Consider the following 13,594-nt stretch of genomic DNA (forward strand, 5'->3'; position numbering starts at 1 on the left):
TGGTGCCGTGACGGGTCGCATCGCCATCGACGACACCGCCCCTGCCATCGGACTCGGGCGCTACCCCGCCAAAGCCGTGGTCGGTGAGGTCTTCCCGGTCCGGACCGTGGTGTGGCGCGAAGGGCACGACGCCGTCGCCGCGACCCTCGCGGTGCGCGCCCCGGGCAGCTCGCGCACGCAGCCGATCCGGATGTCGCCGGAGTACGAGCCGGACGTGTTCAACGCCGTCTTCACCCCCTCTTCTCCCGGCCTGTGGACCTACCGCGTCGAGGGCTGGAGCGATCCGATCGCGAGCTGGCGCGCGGCGGTCGAGGCGAAGCTGGCGGTGGGCCAGAGCGCCGCCGACCTGGCCAACGATCTCGAGCTCGGCGCGCAGCTGTTCGACCGTGCGGCACAGGCGGTGCCGAAGGCCCAGTGGGAGCGGCTGCGCGCGGCGGCGGCCGCGCTGCGCGACACCGAGGCGCAGCTGCCCGCCCGGGTAGCGCCCGCGTTCGGCGCCGAGGTCGGCGAGATCCTGCGCGAGACCCCGCTGCGCGAACTGCTCACCCGCGGACCGCAATTCAGCGTGCTCGTCGAGCGTCACCGGGCCCTGTGCGGCTCCTGGTACGAGTTCTTTCCTCGCTCGACCGGCGGCTGGGATGCCGAGGGCGTGCCGGTGCACGGCACCTTCGCCACCGCCGCCAAGGAGCTGCAGCGCATCGCCGCGATGGGGTTCGACGTGGTGTACCTGCCGCCTATCCATCCGATCGGGCGGATAAATCGCAAGGGCCGCAACAACTCCCTGACCGCCGAGGCCGACGACGTGGGTTCCCCGTGGGCCATCGGCTCGGCCGACGGCGGCCACGACGCGGTCCACCAGCAGCTCGGCACCCTCGACGACTTCGCCGAATTCGTCAGCACCGCACGGCGACTCGGCCTCGAGGTGGCCCTGGATCTGGCGCTGCAATGCGCACCGGACCACCCGTGGGTGAGCGAACATCCCGAATGGTTCACCACGCTGCCCGACGGCACCATCGCCTTCGCCGAGAATCCGCCGAAGAAGTACCAGGACATCTACCCGGTCAACTTCGACAACGATCCCGACGGGCTCTATGCCGAGGTGCTGCGGGTGGTCCGGCACTGGATCGCGCTGGGAGTCACCATCTTCCGCGTCGACAATCCGCACACCAAGCCCGCCGATTTCTGGGAGTGGCTGATCGCGCAGGTGCGCCGCACCGATCCCGAGGTGATCTTCCTGTCCGAGGCCTTCACCCGCCCGGCCCGGATGTACGGGCTGGCCCGGCGCGGCTTCACCCAGTCCTACACGTATTTCACCTGGCGCACGGGCAGATACGAGCTCGAGCAGTTCGCGCTGGAGCTGGCCGCAAAGGCGGACGAGGCGCGCCCGAATCTGTTCGTGAACACCCCCGACATCCTGCACGAGAGCCTGCAGCACGGCGGCCCGGGCATGTTCGCGATCCGCGCCACGCTGGCCGCGACGATGGGGCCGAGCTGGGGCGTGTACTCGGGCTTCGAGTTGTTCGAGCACCGGGCGGCCAGGGCGGGCAGCGAGGAGTACCTGGACTCGGAGAAGTACGAGCTGCGCCCGCGACGCTTCAGCGAGGCCGCCGCGCGCGGAGAATCGCTCGAGCCCTGGCTGACCCGGCTCAACGAGATCCGCCGCGCCCATCCGGCGCTGCAGCAACTGCGCTGCCTGGCAGTGCATCACGTCGACAACGATGCCCTGCTGGCCTATTCGAAGGTGGACCCCGCGACCGGCGATGCGGTGCTGATCGTGGTGAACCTCAACCCGTTCGGGCCCGAGGACGGGATGATCTCGCTCGACATGCCGGCGATCGGGCGCGAATGGCACGATCATCCGGTGGTGTACGACGAGGTCAGCGGCGAGGAATACCACTGGGGCCAAACCAATTACGTGCGCCTGGATCCCGTGCACGCGGTCGCCCATATCCTGAGCCTCCCTCCAGTGTCCGCCGCCGCGCGCACAGAACTCGCCTACCGCAGGACATTCCGGTGAGCCGCCCGCAGGACACTCCCCCGTTCCGGTGCGTACCTCTGGCATTCCGACAGGCTTTCGGGCCGAGTCGTGCGGTGAAATCCTGGCGAGTGATGAACCCTCCGTCGTCCAGTCGCGCCATCGACGACGTAGGCCTCGACTCATGAACCGGCGGGATCTCATGCTCTTGGCGGCCGGCACCCACCCCGACCCCCACTCGGTGCTCGGCGCGCACCCGCATCCCGACGGCACCGTCATCAGAGCCCTTCGCCCGCACGCGGATTCGGTGTCCGCGCGGATCGGCGGGGAGGATCACCTGCTGAAGCACGTCGATCACGGCATCTTCGAGGGCGTGGTGCCGTTCACGGAACTGTGGGACTACCGGCTGCTGGTCTCGTATCCGGGCGGGCGCTCGGTGCTCGACGCCGACGGCTATCGCTTCCTGCCGACCATCGGCGAGCTCGATCTGCATCTGATCGGCGAGGGCAGGCACGAGCGGCTCTGGGAGGTGCTGGGCGCGCATCCCCGCACCTACACCACGCTCGACGGCGAGGTCGAGGGCACCTCGTTCGCGGTGTGGGCGCCCAATGCCCGCGGCATCAGCGTGATCGGTGAGTTCGACGGCTGGAGTGGACGTTCCGCGCCCATGCGGCGACTGGGCGGTTCGGGTGTGTGGGAGCTGTTCGTCCCGGGCGTGGGACCGGGCACGACGTACAAGTTCCGGGTGCACGGCAGGGACGGCCGCATCGCCGACCACGCAGATCCGCTCGCCTTCGCGACCGAAAAGCCGCCCGCCACCGCGTCGGTGATCTCCGAGAGCACCCATCGGTGGCAGGACGAGAGGTGGATCTCCGCGCGCGAGCGGGCCGATCCGACCCGCGCCCCCGTGAGCATCTACGAGGTGCACCTGGGTTCCTGGCGCCCCGGCCTCGGCTACCGCGAGGCGGGCGAACAACTCGCGCAATACGTTCGGGCCCAGGGCTATACGCATGTCGAGCTGCTGCCCATCGCCGAACATCCCTTCGGCGGGTCGTGGGGTTATCAGGTGACCTCGTACTACGCGCCGACCTCGCGCTTCGGCACGCCGGACGATTTCCGCGCCTTCGTCGACACCCTGCACGCCGCGGGCATCGGGGTCCTACTGGACTGGGTGCCCGCCCATTTCCCGCGCGACGAATGGGCCCTGGCCCGGTTCGACGGCACCGCTCTCTACGAACATCCCGACCCCCGCCGCGGCGAGCAATTGGACTGGGGCACCTACGTTTTCGACTTCGGCCGCAACGAGGTCCGCAACTTCCTGGTCGCCAACGCGCTGTTCTGGATCGAGGAATTCCACATCGACGGCCTGCGGGTGGACGCGGTCGCCTCGATGCTGTACCTGGACTATTCGCGACCGCACGGCGGGTGGGAGCCCAATATTCATGGCGGACGGGAGAATCTGGAGGCCGAGCAGTTCCTGCAGGAGATGAACGCGACCGTGCACAAGCTGCATCCGGGCGTGGTCACGATCGCCGAGGAGTCCACCGCCTGGCCGGGCGTCACCCGGCCCACCGACGTCGGCGGCCTCGGCTTCACCATGAAGTGGAACATGGGCTGGATGCACGACACCCTCGGCTATCTCGGCCACGATCAGGTGCACCGCAGCTGGCATCACAACGAGATGACCTTCTCCACCGTCTACGCCTGGAGCGAGAACTACGTGCTGCCGATCAGCCATGACGAGGTCGTGCACGGCAAGGGCACGCTGTGGACCCGCATGCCGGGCGACGACTTCGCCCGGGCCGGCGGGGTGCGGGCGCTGCTGGCGTACATGTGGTCGCACCCCGGCAAACAGTTGCTGTTCATGGGCCAGGACTTCGGCCAGTTCCGCGAATGGTCACACGACCGCGGGCTGGACTGGCACGAACTGGACAATCCGCTGCACGCCGGCATCGCGCGCCTGGTCGCGGACCTCAATGCCGCCTACCGCGCGCACCCGGCGCTGTGGAGCCAGGACACCTCCCCCGGCGGCTACGCCTGGATCGAGGCGAACGACCGGGACAACAACGTCCTGGCCTTCCTGCGCTACGGCTCGAGTTCACCCACCCCGCCGGCTCCACAAGCTCACCATCCCCGGAATGACAGCTCCCCCGTCGCCTGCGTCTACAACTTCTCCGGTTCCGAACACCGCGACTACCGCCTCGGCCTGCCCACCCCCGGCCACTGGCGAGAAATCCTCAACTCCGACGCAACCCCCTACGGCGGCGGCGGAATCGGCAACCTCGGAGGCGTGGACACCACGCAAACCCCCTGGCACGGCCGCCCGCACTCGGCCCCGATCACCCTGCCCCCCAACACCGCCGTCTGGCTCACGCCCGACTAACCGCCCAGCCCAATATCCACGTCCCGCTAGAACACAGCCGAGCAGTGCGCTCGAAGCCCTGCCAACGCGACATCTGATTTCGCACGAACATGGGTAACTCCATGTACTCGCATCGAGCAGCTTGCGATTGGTGTCGTTGTGGGGAGTGGGGGTCAGGCGGCATCCTCCGCGCCGCGGTAGGTGTAGAGGTCCTCGAGGAACTTGCGGCGCAGCGCCGGGATCTTGGCGGTGAGGCTGAAGAAGGTGCGGGCGGCGAACAGCGCTAGGCGGCCGGTGTAGGGCTGGTAGAGGGGGTCGTCGCCGTTGGTGCCGTTGTTGTCCAGGGAGTCGGCGACGCGGGCGAAACCGTAGGGAAGCATGTCGGCCTCATAGTCGGCGATGGCGGTCAGCGGCGACTTTTCGCCGTTGGCGGCGGCGACCAGTTCGCGGCACAGCAGGGCGGCGTCACGCAGCGCGGTGTTGGCGCCCACGCCCTGGCCGGGGGTCATGGTGTGGATGGCGTCGCCGAGCAGGGTGATGTTGGTGGTCTTCCAGGGCTCCACCGGCACCGAGGTCGAGATCTGCAGGGGGAAGGCGGCTTCCGGGTCGGAGAGCTCGAAGATGCGACGCAGGTCGGGGTGCCAGTTGCGGGTCACCTCCAGGGCGGTGGCGATGAGTTCCGTGCCGCGCTGGTCGACGGTGCCCGCCGGGAAGTGGTCGTGCGAGCTCCACACCGAGAGGTTGACATAGTCGCGGGCGTTGTCGAACTGCAGGCCGTTCCAGCTCTCCAGCAGGGCGGCGTCGGCCGGATTCTTGGGGTTGCCCTCGGCGTCCCACTTGAACTCCATGACGTGCAGCATGCCGATCAGGCCCTTGGTGGCGAAGACGAGGTTGATGCCGTTGCGCATCTCCTCGGTGAGCAGCGCGCGGACCTCCGGGGTGAGCGCGGTCTTGGTCGCGATGGAGGTGATGCCGGCGTCCTTGATCTCCGCGTGCGGCAGGAACTGCCGGCGCACGGCCGAGCGGGTGCCGTCGGCGGCGATCAGGACATCGCCGGTGTCGCTGGTGCCGTCGCTGAAATGCGCGGTGACGGTGCCGTTCTCGTGCTGCTCGTAGTGGGTGAACTCCTTGCCGAAGCGCACCACGTCGTCCATGCCGGTGAACAACACCTGCCGCAGGGTGGACCGCGAGACCGAGCGCTCGCTGTTGATCTCGTCGCTGTCGTCGCGCAGCGGAATGCTCGCGGTGGCGTGCTTGGACTGGGTAAGCACGTTGAAATACCGCGGTCCCCGGGCACAGGTGGCGACGAAGGCGTCGAACAGGTCGGCGGGCAGGCACTCCTGCAATGCCCGGTTGCCGGTGGGGTCGATGCCAACCCGGTAGCCGTAGAGGCCGTCGCGGCGGGAGCCGTAGCGCTCGTAGACGACGACCTCGACACCCGCTCGCTTCAGCCCGTGCGCCAGGCACATACCTCCGGTACCGCCGCCGATGATCATGACCCGCATGTGAACCACTTCCCTTGAATTTCGTTCTTCTTGCTTATCGAGCAAATGTAGCTTGCCATTCAAGATACTTGATTGTCAAGTCTATTTTCAGGGATGTGCCCCACCGCCGCGGAACCTGGTCCGGGTTGGGGTGGACCCCGAGTGTCAGCCAATGTGGTTGGTCTGGGCGTGGTGGGCGATCGCCGTGCGTGGTATGGCAAGGCACAGCAGTGCGCAAGCCGCACACGCCGCCACCGGCCACTGCCCGGCGCGGCCTATCGCATCCCCGTAGCCGGTGGCGACGTGGGCGAAGAACGTGTTACCGATGGCCGCCACGCCGAGCGCGCCACCAAATTGCTGGGCTGTGGCGAAGACCCCCGACGCCGCTCCTGCCAGGTCCGCCGGCACGGCGGTGAGCACGATGTTGGCCAGCGGGATCACCATGAGCCCCAGGCCGGCGCCGGCGACCAGCAATCCCGGCACCAGCGGCCAGGTCGCCGCATGCTGGTGTGCGTGGCGGGCGGCGTGCACCATCCAGGAGAACCCGCCGGCCAGGATCAGCCCGCCGGCCGCCAATGCGCCGCGGCCAAACCTTGCGACCAACCGGTCGATCATCGGGGCGGTGAGGAAGGTGCCGCCGCTGAACGCCACCATCACCAGCCCCGCCCGGGCCGGCGAAAAGCCCTGCCCGGCCTGCAGCCAGACGGTGAGAATCAGCATGAAGCCCGACATCGCGCCGTAGAACAGCATCTGCACGACCAGCCCGGCGACGAACGCACCGGAAGTGAACAGCCCGGTGGGCAGTATCGGCCGCCGCGCGCCGAGCGCCCGCTGCCCCGCCATCAACCCCACCAGGCTCGCCACGCCCGCGCCGAGGCACAGCCACCCCCACAGTGGCCACCCGGCGGACCGGCCCTGTACCAGCGGCAACGCGATCGCCACCAGCGACAGCGCCAGCACCCCGGCGCCGACGACGCCGACCCGGCCGGTCGCGCGGTCGTGGGATGCGGGAATCCACAGTGCGCCGAGCATGATTACCGCGGCGGCCAGCGGGACGTTCACCGCGAAGATCGTCCGCCAGCCCCATCCGAACAGGTTCCAGTCCGTCAGCACCCCGCCCAGCACCACTCCGGCGGCCACGGCGATCCCGGCGATCGAGCCGTAGATCGCGAACACCTTGCCCCGCTCCGCGCCGGTGAACCAGATCCTGAACGAGCCGAGCACCTGCGGCATGATTACCGCGGCGGCCACGCCCTGCACCGCCCGCGCCGCGATCAGCTGCTCCGGCTGGGCCGCCACCGCACTGGCCAGGCTCGCGGCCGCGAACCCGGCCACACCCGCCAGGAACAGGCTCTTGCGTCCGAACCGGTCGCCCAGATGCCCGGCGACGATCAGCGTGGCCGCGAAACCCAGTAGGTATGCCGACACGGTCCACTGCAGCTCGGGGGGCCTCGCGCCGAGCCCGCGCCCGATCGACGGCAGCGCGGTATTGACGATCGATCCGTCGATCATGTCCAGCAGAGCCGCCAGGATCATCACGATCGCGGCAGGCCAACGCCCAGACCAGGGTGACGGCGCGGCGGCCGGCGCGCCGGTCGCATGCAAGGGGTGGGACATGGAGACTCCTCGGGTTCGCTGGACTATGATGAATCTTGAACATCATGTTTCTTGATTATCGAGCGACAATAGGATTCAAGGAGATAACTCGAATGTCAAGCACAATGGGGGAAGTGCTCGCCGAGCTGGGCCGGGCGGTCCAGGCATACCAGGCCGCGGTCGACGACTTCGATCGCGAGACCGCCCGCCTGCTGGGCGTCAACGACACCGACCTGCGCTGCCTGGAACAGCTGCTCGCAGCCGGTGCGCTCACCCCGCGCGAACTCAGCGACCAGCTCAACCTGACCACCGGCAGCGTCACCGTCATGCTCGACCGGCTGGCGAAACTGGACCTGCTCACCCGGGCGCCGCACCCGGTCGACCGGCGCAAGGTGGTCGTCCGCCTCACTGACAACGGCGCACAACGCTGCCTCGACCTCGTCGGCCCGCTGATCATCGACGGGGAGCGCGAGCTGGCCGCCAAATACGACACCGCACAGCTGCGGCTGGTCACCGACTTCCTACATACCAACACCACAATTCAGCAGCGCCACATCGACCGCCTCCGTGACCGGCCCGCCCCATCGTCAGCCCGCCGCCGCACCGACGCACGCTGACCACTCCGGAGCATGCGGAAACAGCCCCGGAGCAGCCCGTTCATGCTGCCACTCAGTGCCGGGGTCGAGTAGCTGGCCGCTGTCGTCGGTCAGTTGGGCGAGCGCGTGGGCTCCACAAGCTCACCATCCCCGGAATGACGCCATTTATTCGTCATAAAACATCCAGGCGTGGTCGTAGGCCCGATTACTAGTCGGCACGGCCAGGTCCGCGGTTATGGAGACCAAACGGCGCTGCCCGTGTTGTCCGCACGGGGGCACGACGCCTTCGAGCAACACATCGAGAAACTGATTGGCCTGGGCGGGACTGCCCGCGCGGGCGACGACGGTCGTGAGGGCCAGCAGGTCGTTCTCGCCGAGGTCGCCGCGGATCGCGCCGGCGGCCCGCGCCTCTGCCGCCAACGGCGCTGCGGTTGCGCGGATCTCGCGGTGCCAGGCGGCCTGCGGCGGCTCGACGTCGCCTGGGCCCGCGTAGCCGGCCATGACCGCCTCCCCCAGCACCCGGCTCTCGGTGTCACCCGCGACGACCGGCGGCGCAAGTGGGAGCTGATGCGCGCGGGCTGCCCCGACATGCAGATAACCACCGAGCACCGCGTCGAGAACAGCGAGTGGGTGGCCAACCGGAACACCATCCGCGGCACCTTCTGATGTGCAGTCCGGATCGGCTGGGCACGTTCATGTCTGGCTGTGCCGCCGGGGCAGAGCGTGCGCGCCCACGTAGTCACGCATGCCGGCGGCGATCAGCCGTCCTTCGGGCAGCTCATCGGAGCTGCGGGCTCCCCCGGAGATCCAGCTCAACAGCCGGTGGCGCAGGATTTCCGGCATTCCGGGAATGACGCTGCCGAGCGAGACGGCCACCATCTTCCAGGTGAAGGCGGCGCCGCCGACCTGCGACTGTCACACCGATAAGTCTTCCCGGCTCGCAGGCGATTCAGTAATGACGCCTTGGGCGGTGCAGGCATCCCGGAATGCTCGTAGTGCGTAGTGCAGGCGTGATTTGACGGTGCCGGGTGGGATGGCGAGTTCGGTCGCGATGTCTTGGGTGGTCGCGCGGCGGTAGTAGGCGTGGAGGATGACTTCGCGGTGCTGATGGCTGAGTGTGGCCAAGGCGCGGTGGACGATCCAGGTGTCGGCGACGTGTGCGCAGGGGTCGTCGGAGTGGCGGTCGAGCGCTGCGTTGTTGTCGGTAGGGTACTCGCGGCGACGTCGGGCGCATCGGAGTTCGTCATAGGCCAGGTGACGGGCGACGGTGAACAGCCATGCGCGCAGCGCGAGGTCGGGTTCGTCGAGCAGGTGTGGATGTTTCCACAGTCGGATCAGGGTCTCCTGCACGATGTCGTCGGCGCGGCCCTTATCGCGGACGAGCCGATGGGCGAGGCGATGCAACGACTGCCGGTACTGTTGGTCGACCTCACCCAGGCGCTGCGATCGACGGCACCGATGCAGGTGCGCAGCGTCAGTCATGTCCGTCGCCGGCATGGGTAGCTATCAGGGGCCGGTTCACTGGTGACTGGCGGCGGTGGTGTGGGATTGGCTGACTATGCGGCTGTGCCAGGCGGCCTGGGCTCCGCTATCACCGATGCGGTAGACCTGCACCACAGAGCCGACCGAGACTGCGAGGGCGGCGAGGGCAAGGGTGATCGCGACTGCGCGATTGCCGGCAACGGTGTCGATGCGGGGCAGCCGCGGGCGGAGCCGACGAGTAACACGATCGCTGTGCAGGGCCCACCAGGCGGAGGCGAGCAGGAAGGTGGCCGCCGACCACGCGAGCAGTTCATCACCGAGGTGAGTGTGCTGGCGTACCAAGGGATTTCGGTCGACGTGGTGGGCGAGCCATTCTCCGGATTGCGTGGTCAGCGGGACGGCCAGCAGCGCGGCGAAGGCAACGAGTGGGGTGGCGAGCCCGAGCCGAGCCCGAGCGGCGGGCCAGCAGACCGCGAGTGCGAGCAGCAGCGCCGCCAATGGCACCAGCACGACCACGAAGTGGACGAGTAGGACGTGGGCAGGCAGTCCGTTGACAGTGGTGGGTCCCATGCTGTTGGCCGCTCCTGAACAGTGTGTGGGCTGTGGTCGTCCTGGAGCGTATGGGGCGATTCTTGGAGGATTCTCGGAGCCGAGACTATTGCCGGTGGCCTGCGGGCAGCGTGATGGTGAACTCCGAGCCTCGCCCGGGGGCGCCGTCGACGGCGATGCTCCCGTGGTGAGCATCGACGACAGCCTGCACCAGCGCCAGGCCGATGCCGTGGGGGCGGGTTGCGGTGCTGTGGCCGTCGCCGTGGGCGAAGCGCCGGAAGAGGCGTTGCGCGTCGCGCGGGTCGAGACCGGCGCCGGTGTCGGCGACGGTGACCGCAACCCGGTCGGCGGTGCGAGAGATGGCGATTGTGACTGTGCCGCCCCGTTTTTCGTGCTGCAGCGCGTTGTCGACCAGGGCGAAAACGGCTCGGCGCAGCGCCGGTCGGACTCCGTCGACGCTCGTCGCGGCGGCGGGATCGGTGACCGCGACTTCCACCGTGATGCCGCGGGTCTCCGCGTGGGCGGTGACGCTGTCCGCCACTTCGTGGCACAGTGCTGTCAGGTCCACCGCTTCGGTCCGGTCCGATTCGTGTTCGGACGCGGCGGCCAGCAGCAGGTCGTCGACAATGCTAGCGAGCGCGCGGGTATCGGTGACGAGTTCGTCGAGCTGGGTGCGCCACTCGGTCGGCAGTTCGTCGCGGGTGGCGCGGCGGGCCAGGACTTGGGCGCGGGTGTGCAGCACGGTCAGCGGCGCCCGCAGCTCATGTGACGCGTCGGCGACGAAGTCGCGCTGGGTCGTCAGCGCGTCGACCATGGGGCGGATCGCTCGTCGCGACAGCAGCAGTGCGGCACAGGCCGCGGTCGCCACCCCGGCGAGCTCGGCGATCAGCAGCGCTTCCAGGACACGCTGCCGACTCTGTTCCCACGGGGCCTTGTCGACGAGGACGGCGATCCTGCGGCCGGAGCGTTCGAGTACCAGCGCCCGGTACTCGACCCCGCCCGAACGGGCCGTCGAATAGCCGGTAGGGCTGGTCGTCAGTTCGGCGGTGGGTGCAGGCGCGTGCGCGCTGAGGGCGACGTGGCCGGCGGCCGTCGCGATACCGATGGCCATGCCGGGGGGTGGGTCGTCGACATCGTCGACCTGGGCTGCGACTTGGGCCAGCTGGGCGTCGATCTGCCGGTTGCCGATCCGGGTATCCACGCTGAGCAGCACGACCCCGACGAGCAGCAGAACGGCCGCTAGCACGATGGCCGACTGCAGTGCGGCACTGCGGGTAGCACGCCGCAGCTGTGCCGGCTCGGTCGAGACCACGGCGGTTCGTCGGCGGCGTCTCATCCGACGCCGAGCCGGTAGCCGAGACCGCGCACGGTGTCGATGGCCTCGCGCCCGAGTTTGCGGCGTAGGTAGTGCACGTAGGTGTCGACGGTTCCGACGGTGTCGGCACGGTCGAAGACGAGGTCGAGTAGCTGGTCGCGGGTGAACACCTGCCGCGGCGAGCGTGCCAAGGTCGCCAGCAGTGCGCATTCGCTCGCCGACAACACCACCTCGGGGACCATGCCGGTAGGATCGGCGACGGTGCGGGTCGCCGGGTCGAGTCTGCGGGTTCCGATCGGCAACGACGTCGCGGTGGTGAGATGGCGGCGGTGCAGCGCGCGGATGCGGGCCAGGAATTCGGGCACTTCGAACGGCTTGACCAGATAGTCCTCGGCACCGCTGTCGAGCCCTTCCACCCGATCGGCCACGGTGCCGCGGGCGGTCAGTAGCAAGGCAGGGGTGATGACGGCACGGTCACGCAGCGTCCGCAGCAGCTCCAGACCCTCCAGCACCGGTAACGCGCGATCGATGATGAGCACGTCGAACTGCTCGGTCAGTCCGTGATGCAGACCGGCTTGGCCGTTATCGGCGGTGCGGACCTGATAGCCCTGGTCGGTCAGCAGCCCGGCCACCATGTCGGCGAGCGTGCGATCGTCCTCGACCAGCAGTACCCGCGGTGCGGTCGTGCCCGGAATCGACATGCACTCCAGCCTGCCATCGAACGCGCAGGCCGAGACGCTCGCAGCGCCCCGGCGAGTGAATTCTCAGAGCATTCCAAGACTGATCCGCACATCGCAAGCTGGTTCTATCCGAGCACATGGAGTTACCCATGTTCGTACGAAATCAGCTGTCCGGTTGGCATCCGCCCGAGTGGGTTCCTCCACAGCCGCGTCGGCGGCCGACGGTAAGGCCACACTCGGGCTCAGCTTCGAGCCGCAACTACTAGTACAGCGCGGTGGCCAGCTTGCGGCGGGCCGTGGTGACGATCGGGTCTGCGGTCTCGAACAGCTCGAACAGTTCCACCAGGCGGGTGCGCACGCGGTTGCGGTCGTCGCCGGCGGTGCGCTTGATCAGGGCTATGAGGCGATCGAAGGCCTCTTCGGGGACGCCGTTGAACAGTTCGGTGTCGGCGGCGGCGAAGGCGGCGTCGATATCGGACGGGTCAGCCTCGGCGCGGGCGAGTGCATCGGCGGGCAGGCCCTGCGTGCGGGCGTAGAAACGCACCTGGCGCAGCGCGGCCTTGGCCTCGTCGTTGCCCGGCTCGGCCGCGACGATGGCCTCGTAGGCCGCGATCGCGCCCTCGATGTCACCGCGCTCCAGGGCCTGCTCGGCGGCCACGAAGCGCGGATCCTCCGGCTCGGGCTGTGGCTCCTTCCCGCCGGGCATCTGGCCGCCCACGGCCTCGAGCACCGCCGAGAGCCACTGCCGCACCTGCGGTTCGGGCTGGGCGCCCTGGAAGTCGGCCAGGGGCTGTCCGCCGGCGACCGCGATCACCGTCGGGATGCCCTGCACCCCGAACGCCTGGGCGATGCGCATGTTCGGTTCGGCCTCGACGGTGGCCAGGTCCCAGGCGCCATCGGCCTCGCCGACCAGCTTCTCGAACAGCTTGACCAGGTCGATGCTGCCGGGGCTGCGCTGCGAAAACAGCACGACGACCACCGGAACCTGCAGCGATCGCCGCAGCACCTGGTCCTCGAAGCTGGCCTCGGTGACCGCGTGATCACCCGGAACATCCGTGGCAGCGGGCTGCTTCAGGCTGGACAGATCCACTGCGCCGGACATGGCCGCGGCGACGGCGGGAGAGGGACGACGTGAGGCTGGTCGAGTCACGGGTTCCAGTTTGTCACGAACCCGCGGCGGCGGGCGCCGCGACCGCGCTCAGCTCGCCCAGTTGCCCGGAACGGATCGCCCACCGCTCGAACCACAGCGAGCAGAACGGGACCACCGAGGACAGCAGTCCCAGCCCGATCGTCTTGCCCGGCCACTCGAATTCGCGCCACGCCATCAGCAGGCTGAACGCGTACGCCAGGAAGATGACGCCGTGCACCATGCCGAACACCATCAGCGGCCAGCCGACTGACGGGGTGACACCGTGCTTGAAGTACATGCCGATGAAGAGCAGCACCCAGCCGAACACCTCGAGGATGCCGAACAGCCGCACCCGCTTGGCCAGGGTGCTCACGTCGAAGATTTCGCCCATGGCTCCCCATTGTGCCAACCACCTACGACGCCGCG

13 protein-coding genes are annotated in these 13,594 nt (G+C 68.6%); 3 read left to right on the forward strand and 10 right to left on the reverse strand.

The genetic code is table 11. The features are described 5' to 3' along the window. The first annotated feature begins 7 nt into the window (after window positions 1–7). Window positions 8–2,017 (forward strand): alpha-1,4-glucan--maltose-1-phosphate maltosyltransferase, encoded by a 2,010-nt coding sequence (locus ABH933_RS36065; RefSeq protein WP_429424134.1) that lies wholly within the window; start codon window positions 8–10, stop codon window positions 2,015–2,017. Between the two features lie 142 nt (window positions 2,018–2,159). Next, on the forward strand, window positions 2,160–4,358 hold the full coding sequence (gene glgB / locus ABH933_RS36070) for a 1,4-alpha-glucan branching protein GlgB (RefSeq protein WP_429424132.1): 2,199 nt from the start codon (window positions 2,160–2,162) through the stop codon (window positions 4,356–4,358). A 152-nt stretch (window positions 4,359–4,510) separates the two neighbouring features. Here glgB and ABH933_RS36075 read toward each other — a convergent pair whose 3' ends face one another. Together ABH933_RS36075 and ABH933_RS36080 are read right to left on the reverse strand one after the other, a co-directional pair. Then, window positions 4,511–5,842 carry an FAD-dependent oxidoreductase gene (locus tag ABH933_RS36075; protein ID WP_429424130.1) on the reverse strand — a complete coding sequence of 444 codons (1,332 nt, stop codon included), beginning with the start codon at window positions 5,840–5,842 and terminating at the stop codon, window positions 4,511–4,513. Window positions 5,843–5,986: 144 nt separating this feature from the next. Continuing rightward, complete coding sequence (locus ABH933_RS36080; protein ID WP_429424128.1) at window positions 5,987–7,438, reverse strand: MFS transporter; 1,452 nt, start codon at window positions 7,436–7,438, stop codon at window positions 5,987–5,989. Between the two features lie 92 nt (window positions 7,439–7,530). On the opposite strand from ABH933_RS36080, the gene ABH933_RS36085 reads away from it, so the two are divergent. Continuing rightward, on the forward strand, window positions 7,531–8,034 hold the full coding sequence (locus ABH933_RS36085) for a MarR family winged helix-turn-helix transcriptional regulator (protein WP_245401971.1): 504 nt from the start codon (window positions 7,531–7,533) through the stop codon (window positions 8,032–8,034). A 144-nt stretch (window positions 8,035–8,178) separates the two neighbouring features. On the opposite strand, the gene ABH933_RS36090 is transcribed toward ABH933_RS36085, so the two are convergent. From ABH933_RS36090 to ABH933_RS36125, 8 genes are all read right to left on the reverse strand, one after another. Then, the gene (locus tag ABH933_RS36090; protein WP_429424126.1) at window positions 8,179–8,622 is read right to left on the reverse strand and encodes a hypothetical protein; all 444 of its coding nucleotides are present in this window, start codon (window positions 8,620–8,622) and stop codon (window positions 8,179–8,181) included. An 84-nt stretch (window positions 8,623–8,706) separates the two neighbouring features. Beyond that, the gene (locus ABH933_RS36095) at window positions 8,707–8,892 is read right to left on the reverse strand and encodes a hypothetical protein (protein ID WP_429424124.1); all 186 of its coding nucleotides are present in this window, start codon (window positions 8,890–8,892) and stop codon (window positions 8,707–8,709) included. A 36-nt stretch (window positions 8,893–8,928) separates the two neighbouring features. Further along, on the reverse strand, window positions 8,929–9,510 hold the full coding sequence (locus ABH933_RS36100) for a sigma-70 family RNA polymerase sigma factor (protein ID WP_429424122.1): 582 nt from the start codon (window positions 9,508–9,510) through the stop codon (window positions 8,929–8,931). 21 nt (window positions 9,511–9,531) lie between these two features. After that, a complete protein-coding gene (locus ABH933_RS36105; RefSeq protein WP_429424120.1) occupies window positions 9,532–10,065 on the reverse strand; it encodes a DUF2231 domain-containing protein in 534 nt (177 codons plus the stop codon). 85 nt (window positions 10,066–10,150) lie between these two features. Further along, window positions 10,151–11,356, reverse strand: a complete 1,206-nt coding sequence (locus ABH933_RS36110; protein WP_429424118.1) for a sensor histidine kinase — start codon at window positions 11,354–11,356, stop codon at window positions 10,151–10,153. Between the two features lie 20 nt (window positions 11,357–11,376). Beyond that, window positions 11,377–12,060, reverse strand: a complete 684-nt coding sequence (locus ABH933_RS36115; RefSeq protein WP_429424116.1) for a response regulator transcription factor — start codon at window positions 12,058–12,060, stop codon at window positions 11,377–11,379. Window positions 12,061–12,301: 241 nt separating this feature from the next. Continuing rightward, on the reverse strand, window positions 12,302–13,141 hold the full coding sequence (locus ABH933_RS36120; RefSeq protein WP_429424423.1) for a co-chaperone YbbN: 840 nt from the start codon (window positions 13,139–13,141) through the stop codon (window positions 12,302–12,304). Between the two features lie 61 nt (window positions 13,142–13,202). After that, a complete protein-coding gene (locus ABH933_RS36125; protein ID WP_429424421.1) occupies window positions 13,203–13,559 on the reverse strand; it encodes a DUF3817 domain-containing protein in 357 nt (118 codons plus the stop codon). Window positions 13,560–13,594: the final 35 nt, after the last annotated feature.

It is taken from the genome of Nocardia sp. GP40 (assembly GCF_050434125.1).
In the GTDB taxonomy this organism is placed as follows: domain Bacteria; phylum Actinomycetota; class Actinomycetes; order Mycobacteriales; family Mycobacteriaceae; genus Nocardia; species Nocardia albiluteola.